This window comes from Pseudoalteromonas sp. APC 3224 (genome assembly GCF_030407535.1).
GTDB lineage: Bacteria > Pseudomonadota > Gammaproteobacteria > Enterobacterales > Alteromonadaceae > Pseudoalteromonas.
In genome coordinates this window covers 17755-31605 of sequence record NZ_JASDDF010000045.1, presented here as the reverse complement: position 1 = coordinate 31605, position 13851 = coordinate 17755, and the positions used below count along the sequence as shown (strand labels likewise).

The 13851-nt window shown below is 39.8% G+C and carries 11 protein-coding genes; all 11 read left to right on the top strand.

The features are described 5' to 3' along the window. Nucleotides 1-181: 181 nt before the first annotated feature. Nucleotides 182-2071, top strand: coding sequence for a methyl-accepting chemotaxis protein (locus QL989_RS17440; protein WP_138606490.1), 1890 nt, complete (start codon nucleotides 182-184; stop codon nucleotides 2069-2071). After that, nucleotides 2068-3174, top strand: a complete 1107-nt coding sequence (locus tag QL989_RS17435; RefSeq protein ID WP_290171405.1) for a diguanylate cyclase — start codon at nucleotides 2068-2070, stop codon at nucleotides 3172-3174. The genes QL989_RS17440 and QL989_RS17435 overlap by 4 nt, the downstream gene beginning before the upstream one ends. Continuing rightward, nucleotides 3161-3772: a DsbA family protein gene (locus QL989_RS17430; protein WP_290171404.1), complete on the top strand. Its 612-nt coding sequence runs from the start codon at nucleotides 3161-3163 to the stop codon at nucleotides 3770-3772. The genes QL989_RS17435 and QL989_RS17430 overlap by 14 nt, the downstream gene beginning before the upstream one ends. A gap of 223 nt (nucleotides 3773-3995) precedes the next feature. Next, a complete protein-coding gene (locus QL989_RS17425) occupies nucleotides 3996-4748 on the top strand; it encodes a DUF3450 domain-containing protein (protein ID WP_138606484.1) in 753 nt (250 codons plus the stop codon). 10 nt (nucleotides 4749-4758) lie between these two features. Further along, nucleotides 4759-6126 carry a MotA/TolQ/ExbB proton channel family protein gene (locus QL989_RS17420; RefSeq protein ID WP_290171403.1) on the top strand — a complete coding sequence of 456 codons (1368 nt, stop codon included), beginning with the start codon at nucleotides 4759-4761 and terminating at the stop codon, nucleotides 6124-6126. A 3-nt stretch (nucleotides 6127-6129) separates the two neighbouring features. Further along, complete coding sequence (locus tag QL989_RS17415) at nucleotides 6130-6657, top strand: MotA/TolQ/ExbB proton channel family protein (RefSeq protein WP_008111501.1); 528 nt, start codon at nucleotides 6130-6132, stop codon at nucleotides 6655-6657. A gap of 53 nt (nucleotides 6658-6710) precedes the next feature. After that, nucleotides 6711-7121 carry a biopolymer transporter ExbD gene (locus QL989_RS17410; protein ID WP_008111500.1) on the top strand — a complete coding sequence of 137 codons (411 nt, stop codon included), beginning with the start codon at nucleotides 6711-6713 and terminating at the stop codon, nucleotides 7119-7121. Between the two features lie 6 nt (nucleotides 7122-7127). Continuing rightward, nucleotides 7128-7733 (top strand): energy transducer TonB, encoded by a 606-nt coding sequence (locus QL989_RS17405; RefSeq protein ID WP_290171408.1) that lies wholly within the window; start codon nucleotides 7128-7130, stop codon nucleotides 7731-7733. 37 nt (nucleotides 7734-7770) lie between these two features. Beyond that, nucleotides 7771-9099, top strand: coding sequence for a tetratricopeptide repeat protein (locus tag QL989_RS17400; protein WP_075170167.1), 1329 nt, complete (start codon nucleotides 7771-7773; stop codon nucleotides 9097-9099). A gap of 314 nt (nucleotides 9100-9413) precedes the next feature. Then, nucleotides 9414-11021, top strand: coding sequence for a hypothetical protein (locus QL989_RS17395; protein WP_290171402.1), 1608 nt, complete (start codon nucleotides 9414-9416; stop codon nucleotides 11019-11021). Between the two features lie 72 nt (nucleotides 11022-11093). Beyond that, a complete protein-coding gene (locus QL989_RS17390) occupies nucleotides 11094-13817 on the top strand; it encodes a TonB-dependent receptor (RefSeq protein WP_054201577.1) in 2724 nt (907 codons plus the stop codon). Nucleotides 13818-13851: the final 34 nt, after the last annotated feature.

The following is a 13851-nucleotide window of genomic DNA, read 5'->3' as shown; positions in this document are numbered from 1 at the left end:
TTGCGACTAGTTAGACCGTCTCTATTAAAAAATCATCTTATAGATATTTTTCTGTACATCAAAACAATACTTTATCATTATTTTTTAAAATTTAATCAATCCCAGCTTATATTTGCTAAGACTTTCAGTTAAAAATTTGTTAAAAAGACAGTGATAATAATGATTAATTCTTAAGGTACTTATGTTTAGCTCGCTGAAATTCACCTCCAAAATCACCATCGCTGCGTCATTGGTCTTAGTTTTAGTGTTAGGTGTTTTCACTATTAACAACTATTTTTCAATGCGTCATCAAACTCAAGAGCAGCTATCTTTAGTATTAAAACAAAGTTCCCAGTCTGTATCGCAGAACATTGCAAGCTGGCTGAATAACAAGTTAGCCATTGTTATCTCGCTGGCAAACACCTATCAAGTTACAGACGCTAAAGCGCTTACATTATCGCAATTAAATACTGCAGAGATGGCAGGTGATTTTAAAAATACTTACATCGGCGAATCCTCAGGCGCGTTTATTTTAAATGATCAAAGCGTCATTTTACCCGACGATTTTGATGCAACTAGCCGCCCTTGGTATAAGTTGGTTGAAAACAAAACTAACACTGCATTCACCACCCCTTATATTGATGTAACCACCAATGAACTGACCATTTCAGCTGTTGCGCCCATAAATATTAATGGCCAATTTAAAGGAGTTGCAGGTGCTGATATTGATATGCAAACCATAGCTAAAATTATCGACAATATTGATTTTTTAGGGTTAGGTTATGGCTTTTTATTAGATCATAAGGGGCAAATACTAAGCCATCCAAATAGTAAGTTAAATTCAAAAGCGCTTACTGAATTATTTGGAAAAGACATTGAGCTGGCTGATACTTTTACAGAGCACCAAGTTGCTGATGAAACTGTTTTAGTGTCATTTACTAAAATTCATGGCATAGAAAATGTTGATTGGTATTTAGGAGCAGTGATCAATAAAGACACGGCTTTCGAAAGTGTGTCGGCATTTGGTCAAAAAGCACTGATTTACTTAATAGTAGGCACCTTAGTCATTGTTTTTGCGCTACAGCTTTTATTGCGTTACTTAATGCGTCCTATGTATCGCTTAAACGATGCTATTAGAGATATAGCTCAAGGTGAAGGCGATTTAACTCGTCGCCTCAGTGTAGAAAACGATGATGAGTTTGGTCAGTTAAGTAATTCATTTAATATTTTTATAGAAAAAATTCAAAATTCAATTGTTCAAGTTAAGTCTTCAGCGCAATTGTTAGAAACAGCTGTTGCTAAGCTGGTTACGCAAACAGATTCAACCTTGACTATGTATGACGATCAAAGTGAACGTACTAACAGCGTAGCATCGGCAATTAATCAGTTTTCTGCTACCGCCACAGAAATTTCAAGCAGTGCAAGTAATGCCTCAACGCTTGCTAAAGATGCTGATCAATATTGTGCTAAAAATCAGCAAACACTGACTAACAACGTATCAAGCATTCATCAACTTTCGCAAAATATAGAGCAAGCGCAAGAAACAATTAATAGTTTAGATTCACATACCGCCAATATCGGTAATGTATTAGCGGTAATTAAAGGAGTGAGTGAACAAACTAACTTGCTCGCTTTAAATGCAGCGATAGAAGCCGCACGTGCGGGTGAAGCGGGAAGAGGGTTTGCCGTTGTTGCCGATGAAGTAAGGCAATTAGCACAACGCACTCAACAATCAACGCAAGAAATTGAAAATACGGTTATTGAACTGCAAAAAGGCTCAAGCTCTGCCGTTGAACTGATGAAAACCAGTTTAGAAGAAAGTGAAAAAAGTGTTCAGCAAGCGGATGCCGTCGGCGACGTAATGAAGCAAATAATTAGTGCGATAAGGCAAATAACGGATGCTAATCATAGTGTGGCTAATGCCACAGATGAACAAAACCAAGTTGTTAAATCATTACACTCAGATATTCATGTTATTAGCGACTTATCTACTCAAGGTCAATCTAACCTTAACCTTACTTTAGAGGAATGTACCAAGCTTAAGCATCAATTTAGCGACTTAGATCGGATGGTTAAAAAATTCAAAGTATGATCAATAAAACAAAAATAAATAAACCAAACTGGCTTAGTCTAGTTAATATTGACAGTGTTTATAGCTTTGATAGACAACGCCAAGCGTTTTCTTTATTTACCATGATAGCGATTGCCTTGGTGTTAATTACTTATTTGGTGATTGCAAATTATCGCGTTTATGCACCTATATTAACTGCCGCATTAATTTCAGTTAACTTAACGATTGTCGGGTGCATCGTTTATTTTATAAAAACCAAAAAGCTCAATGCTATTGCGTTAATTACTCTGATGATTGTATTTTTGATGTGTTTAGCATTGGTGTACACAGGCGGTAAAGATAACACTGCGTTATATTGGCTAATGTTTTATCCTGTAGCTGTATTTGCCATACTGGGTGTTAAACTTGGCGCGTGGTTAAGCAGTGCCATGTTATTGTGCTGTATTGTTATGTTGTATGGCCCCGATATGGGGCAGGTTATTTATGGTGAGGTAGAAAAAACCCGTTTTGTTGCTGCATTTTCACTCGTGTTGGTCTTTTCTTTTATCGGTGAGTATTTTCGTCACCGAAGCCACCTTGCCATTGCTGATATTACCTTAGAGCAAAAACAATACGCCTATACAGATCAGCTCACAGGTGCACCCAACCGTCGCTTTATTACCTCTCATTTTTTAAAGCTCGCCGCTTCACGACCTGCACATTATTTACCGCTGTCTATATTGCTCCTAGATTTAGATAACTTTAAACAATTAAACGACACCTATGGTCATGATTTTGGTGACACCGTATTAATAGAGTTCACTAAATTATTAGAGTCGCAGTTTCCTGCAACCGCCCTTAAAGCCCGTTATGGTGGTGAAGAGTTTGTAGTAATTTTACCGCAGCTAACGACCATTGAAGCAAGTATTTTAGCTAATCGCTTTAGAGAATGCGTGCAACATCATGTGATATTATCTGATAAACAACAACGAGTATCGTTAACCTGCAGTATTGGCATTGCACAAGCTAATCATGTTGACGACTTCAACAGTGCATTAAAACAAGCCGATGAATATTTATATCAGGCAAAATCACAAGGGCGTAATAAAGTCATATTTGCGCAGGGCGAGCATGTCAGTCAATAAGCTTATCTATGTACATGATCCTATGTGTAGCTGGTGCTGGGGTTATAAACCTACTTGGCAAAAGCTAGAAACTGCTTTAGTAAATATTCTGCCTATAGAATATAGGGTCGGGGGGTTAGCGGCTGATAGCGACCAGCTAATGAGTGCTGATATGCAGTTGCAACTACAAGGCATATGGCAAAACATTAACAACCAATTAGGCACTGAGTTTAATTTTAATTTTTGGCGAGAATGCCAACCACGCCGCTCTACTTATCCTTCTTGTAGGGCGGCATTAATTGCTCGTAGCTTTAACAAAGAGCCACAGATGATTGACGCTATTCAACAAGCGTATTATTTAAAGGCGCAGAATCCATCGGATGAAGACGTGCTTATTAAACTATGCGAAAAAATTGGTTTAGATCCCTGTTTATTTACTCAGCAGTTACACTCTAAGGAACTTCAGCGTCGCTTTTATGATGAGCTTAACTTTGTTCGCAGTTTACCTATTCAAGGTTTCCCTTCGTTAGTATTAATACATAACAACCGTGCTTACCCTATTGCTATTAACTACATAGATTGGCAGCATACCCTTAGTGAAATACAGTCTTACTTATAAAATTTACGCTTCAAACATTACCCTGCACTTTAAATTCAGCCAATAAGGCTAATTTATTACCGTTGTCATAAAAGCGACTTTTTTACGCAACACGCTTGTCATCTTTAATCTATACACTTTCGCTCATTGAAACTATCTCGCTTTAAAATGTTTTTTCATAAACAGGCTAAAGTGACTAATAAACACTAGCAAATCCGCTAATTAACGAGCAAAGGTGTATACGATGAAAGGCGTTAAACCATTAATTTTAGCTGGTATTGTAGCCGCAAGTGCAGCAGTCCACGCCAATGATTTAAACACGGTAATTGATAAAAGTAGCGACATTAATAATTTAGCTGCGCAATCACAAACAAAAATAGACAAGATTGCAGATTCAATGCAAGGGCGTTTACAGCAATTTAAAACCCTAAATAAAGAAATAGATGGTTTAGCCGTTTATAACGCACAGCTGACAAAACAGTTAAATAACCAAATAGAAGAGATGGAATCGCTTAATTTATCAATGGATCAGGTATCGATTATTGAGCGCCAAATTACACCTTTAATGCTTCGCATGATCACCGGGCTTGAACAGTTTATTGCCTTAGATGTGCCGTTTTTAAAACAAGAACGTAAGCAGCGTCTTGAATCGTTAAATGCAATGATGGAGCGTGCTGATATTTCATCAAGTGAAAAATTCCGTCGTGTCTTAGAAGCTTATCAAGTTGAAGTTGATTACGGACGCACTATTGAAGCGTATACCGCATTGCTTGATGTGGACAATAAAGAACGTGAAGTTGATTTTTTACGCATTGGCCGTTTAGAACTCATTTACCTTACCCGCGATGGCAAACAAGCAGGTAGTTGGGATCAACAGTCACAGTCGTTTGTTGCACTACCTGATTCAACCATTAGCCAAATTAATAAAGGGCTTCGCATTGCGCGCAAACAACTAGCCCCCGATATGTTAACACTGCCAATTCATGCTGCAGAATAAGAGGTTTACCATGAAATTATTAACGAAAATGACAAAAATGGCCGTGTTTGCAGCCAGCTTAGGTTTTTCAGGTGCGATGTGTGCCGCTGAACCAATGAACTTAGATGCCTTATTAAAAACGTTAGAGCAGGGTAAATCAGCGCAATCAGAACAAAATAAACAACGCGAACAAGAATTTGCAGCACGTCAAAATGAACAAGTGCAAATGCTTAAAAACACCCAAGCTAAACGAAACCAAATGCTTAGCGAGTCAGAGCGTTTAGAAACGCAGTTTGAAGAAAACGAAATTAAATTGGCTAACCTGACCGATACTTTATCAAAGCGTATGGGGTCATTAAAAGAGCTATTTGGTGTGCTACAACAAGTTGCTGGAGATTCTAGCAATAAGTTTGCAACCTCGGTGGTATCGTCTCAGTTACCTGGGCGTAGTACTTTTATGGACGAATTGGCGCAAAAAATGGGTTCTACCTCAAAGCTTGCGTCTATTGAAGATATCGAAAAGGTTTGGTTTGAGCTACAACGCGAAATGACCGAACAAGGAAAAGTAAGCCGCTTCAATACTGATGTAATTGTTGACGGTGGCAATAAAGTACAAAAAGAAGTGGTACGTGTGGGTGCATTTAACCTTATTAGTGATGGTCAGTACCTAGAGTATACGCCTTCTACTAATACAATTAGCCAGCTTACTCGCCAACCAAGTAGCCGCTTTACTGCGACTGCGGCTGATTTGCAGCAAGCAAACACCGGTGTGGTGCCGTTTGCGCTTGACCCAACTGGTGGTTCAATTTTAGGTTTGTTAGTACAAGCCCCTGTTACCAGCGAGCAAGTTCATCAAGGTGGCGCAGTTGGTTACGTTATTTTAGGCGTTGGCTTATTAGCGTTATTAATTGCGTTAGAGCGTTTTGTATCGCTCCTGCTGATGGGTGGAAAAATCCGTCGTCAATTAAAAGACGATACAGCCCGTGATGATAACCCGCTAGGGCGCGTCATGAAAGTGAAAGACCAGTATCCTAATGTGGCGTACGACACGCTTGAACTTAAGTTAAGCGAAGCCATTTTACGCGAAATGCCAAAAATCACCCGTAATTTAACGCTTATTAAAATTATCTCTGTGGTAGCGCCATTGCTGGGCTTACTCGGTACGGTAACTGGGATGATTAATACCTTCCAAGCAATTACTTTATTCGGCACTGGTGACCCTAAACTAATGGCAGGCGGTATTTCGCAAGCCCTGGTTACTACAGTATTAGGCCTTGTTGTTGCTATCCCTACGGTGTTTTTATACACCTTATTGAATACTCGCTCAAAAGGCTTACTGCTTATTTTACAAGAACAAAGTGCAGGTATTATTGCCGAGCGAAGCGAGAAAGGAGCTTAAACCATGGTGCTATTGATTGATTCAATCAATGCTATCCGTGATTTTCTCGACACGGGTGGCCAAGTGCTCTTGGTCATTGCCGTGTTAATTTTCGCGATGTGGTTATTGATACTCGAGCGATTTATGTACTTTTTTAATGGCTATCGACACTACAAAAAAGACGTTAAAAATACGTGGAAAACTCGTAGTGAACGCAACAGCTGGAACGCAGAGCAAATACGCCAGGCCATGGTGTCACGCGCCAGTATGCGATTAAACGCAAACTTACCGTTGATTAATGTAATGGTAGCGCTGTGTCCACTATTAGGATTGCTTGGCACAGTTACAGGGATGATAGAAGTTTTTGATGTAATGGCCATTACAGGTACAGGCAGCGCACGCTCTATGGCATCGGGTGTGTCAAAAGCAACCATACCGACAATGGCAGGAATGGTCGGTGCGTTATCTGGGGTGTTTGCCTCAACCTATTTACAGCGTAAAGCAAAGCGTGAAGTTGAATTGTTGCAAGACACAATGGTGTTAGACCACTAAATAATTATTGAAAAGCGGTGTACATAATCACCGCTTGTTCTAGGAGAAGTAAAATGAGAGCCCCATTAGGTAATTTATTCCAAGAAGATGAAGCAGAAGAAATAAACATGACTCCTATGCTGGATGTTGTATTTATTATGCTTATTTTCTTTATTGTTACAGCCTCGTTTGTAAAAGAAGCCGGTATTGATGTAAACCGCCCAGAAGCAGCAACGGCTGTTAAAAAAGAGCGGGCTAACATATTAGTAGCTATTTCAGATCAAGGCGAAATTTGGATCAATAAACGTCAAATAGATGTACGTGCTGTACAAGCCAACATTGAACGTTTAAAAGCTGAAAATCCACAAGGCAGTGTGGTTATTCAGGCCGATAAAAAAGCCACTACAGAAACCTTGATAAAAGTGATGGATGCCTCGCGTGCAGCGGGTGTATTTGATGTTTCAATAGCGGCTCAAGAAGGGTAACGAGTGATGCGTTATGTACTTGCGTTAATTATAGCGGGTGTGGTGACCTTTATGCTGTTTTTAGGTATGCAGGCATTGATCACCGGCGGAGAAGGCGCCATGACGGAGCCTGCAAAAGGGAATGTGTTGGATTTTGTCCGTTTGAAAAAAGAAGAAACGGTGCAAAAAAAGGAGCGCAAACCACAAAAGCCACCAACACCTAAAGAACCACCTCCGCCAATGGAATCGCCACAAATGCAAAGTAGCGATAACAACGCTACTAGCAACAACTTTGATTTTGCTGCCAATGTCGATGCTGATGTAAATCTAGCGGGTGGATTAGCGTTAGAAACCAGTGATGGTGAGTATTTACCCATAGTAAAAGTGGCACCGGTATACCCAAGGCGTGCGTTATCGCGTGGTATTGAAGGGTATGTCATTGTTGAGTTTACAGTGACCAAGCAAGGCACAGTGAAAGAGCCACAAGTTATTAAAGCCGAGCCAGAGTCACTGTTTGACAGAGCAGCGATGGATGCGGCCCTTAAGTTTAAATATAAACCGCGCGTTGTTAATGGCGAAGCTGTTGAAGTAGCCGGTGTGCAAAATAAAATTTCTTTCCAAATTAATGGTTAATTCTATTAAGTAAGTAAAGAGTGAACGTGAGGCAATTATGAAATTAAAACTAACAACCAAGCTATTAAAGCTTAGCATGTTGTGCACTGTTGCAATCAGTGCCAGCGTTGTTACACCAAGTGCATTGAGTGTACTTCCGGGTGTAAATTTGGCGACAGTACAGGCTGCTGAAAAGCAGAAAACAACACGAGTTCCCGCACTGCGTGAAAAGGTATACAGCCAATTAGCTCGCGCCCAAAAACTTGCGGATGATGGCGACAGTAAAGCAGGTTTAGACGCGCTTGACAGCATACAAGCGCGCTCATCAAGTATGAACTCTTATGAAATTGCGATGATGCATAACTTTTATGGGTTTATTTATTACAATGAAAACGACCTTGTAAAAGCGATTGCCTCATTTGAAAAAGTGATTGCAGAAGATGGCATTCCAGAAACACTACGCCTGAGCACAACATTCAGTTTAGCGCAGCTTGCAATGGCTAACAGCGACTATGAAAAGGTGATCGCATTTTTAGATAAATGGGATGCCATTAATACAAAGCCAAAAACTGATGCATATTATTTATTAAGAGCGCAAACCTACTATCAATTAAAAGACTATGAGCAAGGCCTGAGTTACATTACCCAAGCCATTAACTTAAGTGATAGCGAAGGCAAAGTACCAAAAGAAAACTGGCTGGTACTGCAACGTGCTATGTATTACTCACTTAACCAAACGGATAAAGTAGTCAGCGTACTTGAGCGTATGGTAAAGCTATACAACAAACCTGAGTATTGGGTGCAATTAGCCGGTATGTACGGTGAAACTGGGCAAGAAAAACAGCAGCTTAGTGTTTTAGAAGCGGCTTACCAGCAAGGATTTTTAACCTCTAAATCTGACCTAAGACAGCTTGCACAGGTATATTTATATAATCAGCTTGCTTACAAAGCCGCCAGTGTAATGAGTAAGGCAATAGAGCAGGGCATTGCTGAACCAACAGCTAAAAATTATGCCTTTGTAGCCGAGGCTATGGTACAAGCAAAAGAAGATGCTAAGTCGATTAGTTACTTTACCAAAGCTGCAGAGCGCTCAGAGCATGGTAAATACGATCAGCGCTTGGCTGAAGTGTATGTAAACACTGAGCAGTATGACGAAGCTGCTGATGCAGCGCGAATGGCACTGGATAAAGGCGGCCTTGATTTTGAATCAAATGCGTTTGTTGCTTTGGGAATGGCACAATACAATTTACAAAATTTTGATGCATCTATCCTTGCGTTTGAACAAGCTGAAAAGCACAAAAAATCGCAACGTTTAGCCCAGCAATGGATCAAATATGTAAAACGCGAAAAAGTGCATGCGCAAACATTAAAAACAGCACTGCTTTAATTTTTATAGTGCGATTATTAGCTCTTAATTGACGCACTAAAAACCATTTCATAATTGCACTACTCAAACCACACTAACATTTAGTTTGTGTGGTTTTTTTGCGCGCACTTTTAAAGCAACCAATTGATTTTTAATTAATTAACATTGTCATTTTATGTTTATTAAAGTGTAACTTCATTGTCATAACACTCCCGTATTGTACTTCGTATTCGATAACTCAAGTGACATTAATGCATGAGTATCGTGCCTTAAAGTGACTTAAGTTATTACTTAAAGCGCTAACACAATAATTAAATACTTTTACGGAGTGAACAATGAAATTATCTGGCTTATTCAAAATCAGCTTAGTGGCTACAGCAATAACACTGGCTGGTTGTGGTGGTGGAGATATTAACGTTACACCTACGACAGTTGATAACAGTGTAGACAATTCAGTGACTAACCCAGGTGGTGATAATGGTGGCGATACATTAAGTTGCGCCACATACACATTAGATGGAGCTACATTTACAGGTGAAGCAGAAGGCGTAAACTGTTTATACAGCCAAGCATTTGCAAGTAATGCAAAAGAAATTACTAGCTCTTTTGTTATCCCCGCGCTAGATGATGGCGGTGCCCATGTATTTGAAGGTGCTTTATTTATAGGTGACGATGTAGACACATCTACAGGCGCTACTATTGATGTTAATGGCCCAACATTGTCTATTGAAGCAGGCGCCACCATTGCGTTTACCAAGCCAGAGAGTTTTATTCGTATTGCTCGCGGTGCAAATATTGAAGCAATTGGTGAAGTAGATAAGCCAATTATTTTCACAAGTATTAAAGAAGTTGATGGTGATGATTCTACCACCGCTCAAATTGGGGATTGGGGTGGCGTTCAGGTAAATGGACGTGGCCATTCTATTCGTTGTACAGCGACTGCTGCGGCACAAGATATGTGTAATCACTCAGCTGAAGGTATTGTATCTTATTACGGTGGTAATGACCCGCAAGATAGTAGCGGTATATTAAAGCACATTGTTATTAAGTATGCAGGATTTGGCGTTGAAGGTGATGAGCTAAATGGTTTAACACTAAATGCTGTTGGCTCAGGCACAACCATTGATTATGTTCATGTACATAATGGTTTTGATGATGGTATAGAGCTCTTTGGTGGTAGCGTTAATCTTAAACATATTGTTGTTACTGATACTGGTGATGACGGTATTGACTGGGATGAGGGTTGGAAAGGTTACGGACAGTACATTCTTGTTCGTTCAAATGAATATGGAAATCATGGATTTGAAACAGATGGCGCAAAAGTAGATCCATTATCTGCAGACGCACAAGATCTAGTAACGACTGTTTCTAACCCAACTATTGCTAATGCAACCGTTGTTACTACTGGTGATCAAGGTGCTGAAGGGCGTCGTACTGGTGCCGGTATGGAAATGAAAGAATGGGGTAAAGCGCAATTAGCTAATATGTTGTTTGTAAACTCATCATCTGTAGATGGTGCTGGCTGTTTTGATTTATATAATGAAAAAGATAAATCAGGAGATGCCGGTGTGCATGCCAATGCAAACAACGGTGATATTGCATTTGTGAGTTCAATATTTGCGTGTGGTAAGAATTTTGAAGACGTAAACACTCCTTTAACAGGTGCGTTAGCAGGTTTTGATATCAATACCTGGTTTACTGGTGGCGAAAATAATCAGCTGATTGGTTTTGCTGATTTTGCAAATGTACTTGGTGCTGATGGTGTTTCAACTGCAGCAACTATTACAGATTCACAAGGTACTGCGGTAGCTACAACGGCGAAAGACATGAGTGAAGTTGACTCTTTCTTTACTAACGCAGGTTATATTGGTGCACTTAAAGAAGGTGAATCAAGTGAATGGGCTGATTTTGTAGCCGCATCTTTACAACGCGCTAGTAATTAATCTAGACCGGCTCTAATTATAAGGCGCTATGGCGCCTTTTTTAAGGGAATTTTAGGTTTAGAGGATATAAATATGAAACATCAAAAGCAGTTTAAAACTAATCTAATAACGTTATCTCTGCTCTCCCTTTTTTCTTCATTTAATTCTTTCGCTGAACAGGCACAAGAAATAATCAATGAAGAAGCGATAGAAGAAGTTGTTGCAACAGGTACACGCCTTAAAGGCAGTGCTAGTGCCGTAATTGATGAACGTAAAAATCAGGCATTTGTTGCTGATATAATGGGTTCAGAGCAAATATCTAGAACGGGTGATAGCGATGCCGCTTCAGCACTTCGCCGTGTTACAGGCTTATCTTTAGTTAACGATAAGTTTATTTATGTACGCGGTTTAGGTGAGCGTTACTCAAGCGTGCGTTTAAATGGTGCAGTTGTTCCAAGCCCAGATCTGACCAGAAATGTAATACCACTTGATATTTTCCCATCAAGTATTATTGAGTCTTTAGCTGTTCAAAAAGCCTATTCACCTAATATGCCTGCGGCTTTTGGTGGTGGTGACGTTAATATCAGGACGAAAAGCATTCCAAGTGATACTTTATTTAAAGTTGAGATTGGTGCTAGCTATAAAGATACAAACGATGAAGGCTATACATACAATGGCGGCAGTGATGATTGGTTAGGTAAAGACGATGGTACACGCGCATTACCAGGAGCCGTTAAAACGGCGCTAAATACCTATATCAATGGCTTGTCTGATATCTCATACAGAAATATAAGAGATGTGGAGTCAAGACGTCAGGGGGCTGATATTGGTCAAGCAGCTGCAATAGACTTAAATAAAAGTTTATCAAAAGCACTACCAAGAGATTTTGGCTTAGAAAAAGAAAGCTTAAACCCTGATGCAGGCATTAAGGCTGTTTATGGCGACCGATTTGATAACTTATTTGGCCTAGACGGATCTTTTGGTTTCTTAGCATCAGTTGCTTATGAAAATGAATGGTCTAATGCAGAGAAGTTTAGCGCAGTACTTTCTTCTGTTGACGCATCTGAATCTGAATGTTCAAAAGATGACTTTACTTGTTACTCTGCCACAGAGAAAGAAGTATCAACAAAGCATAATATAAAATTAAATAGCTCTCTAAATTTAGGTTATAAAATTGGCGGCCATGATTTAACAGCCACCTATATGATGCTACGAGATACTGAAGATGAAGCTTCTGTTGCGCTTTATCAAGAGCCTTCAAAGTCATTAAGCATAGATGCTGGGCAATTACAGCGAAGCCACCTAACCTCTTTTGAGGAACGTGAACTTGAAATACTTCAACTTCGTGGAATGCACAATTTAGAGTGGAGTTTTCTTGAAGGTGTTGGTGTAGATTGGCAATACACTGATTCAACAGCGACGACGAGTATACCTGGCGAGCTTGAAGTAACGGTGCGTGATGAGTACGCCGATGGCGAATATCAACGTACTTTTTATAATGGCAGTTTAGGTGGCAATCCTTATTTGTATCGATTTGTTGAGCTAGAAGACGATGTAGAAAACTGGGGCGTTAATGTTAACAAAGTTTTTTACTTTGATAACGCCGAAGTTGAAATCGCGGGCGGCGGCTATTTTGTTGAAAAAACGCGTGATTACCGCACAGACTTTTTTAACTATCGCTTCAGCCAAACACAGTCTTTAGATTTAGCACAAAGTGAAGAAGAAGCACTGTCAATTGGTAGCTTCTTTGCTAATGATGCTGTGATCGATTCAACGGATGTAGAGTTATTGTTTCAAGAACCTACAGCCGATGATTACCTAGCAGCGCAAATGATTGATGCTTATTACGGCTCTTTTGATATCACTTTTGCTCAAGATTGGCGTTTAAGTGGTGGTGTGCGTTACGAGGACTTCCGTCAAGTTGCTCTCGCTTTTTCTCGCTCAGCATTCGATCCTGCTTTATTGGCAGATAAATTAAGTGCAGATGCGATAAAACAAGCAAGTGTGATGGAAGATGAGTATTTTACTTCATTATCTATGACATATAGTCAGCAGTCGTACCAAGTTCGTTTTGGCTATGGCAGCACGGTTGTTCGTCCTGATTTGCGTGAGCTAAGCCCTGTTCAATTCCAAGATCCGTTGACTGGTTATCGAACGCTTGGTAATCCATTCTTAGAATCTAGTTACCTAGATAACTTTGATGCACGTATCGAATTTTATATGGACAATGGTGATAACTACTCAGTTGGCGCATTCTATAAAGATATAGATAACCCAATCGAAGCATTATTAACCGAAAGTGACGGTCGTTTTACTCTGCAGTTTGACAATGCAGATACAGCTTATGTTTACGGTATAGAAGCTGAATGGTTAACTGAGTTGCATAGTGATTTATTGGGTGGTGCTTTTTTTACTTCTGGTAATTTAACGGTTAGTGATTCAGAAGTTGAAATTGCAGAAGAACAGCGCGCCGACCTAACAAATCTAAAGCGACGTATGACTGGCCACTCAAAGTATGTTGCCAACCTACAGTTGAATTACGATTCGCATGATGGCATGCATCAAGCTTCATTTATTTATAACGTATTTGGTGACCGTATTTTAGCTGCGGGTGTTAACAACTTTGATGACGCTTACGAACAACCTTTAAACTCGTTAGACATGGTTTATAGTTACTACCCAACGTTCAATACCACATTAACACTTAAAGTGAAGAATATGTTGGGACAAAACTTTGAAGTAGAACAAAATGATGTGTTAATTCGTTCTCAAGAAACGCCTAGAGAGCTGAGTTTAAGCTTTAGCTATGAGTTTTAAACCCCTCGAACGACTAAAATAAGCCGTTACAACC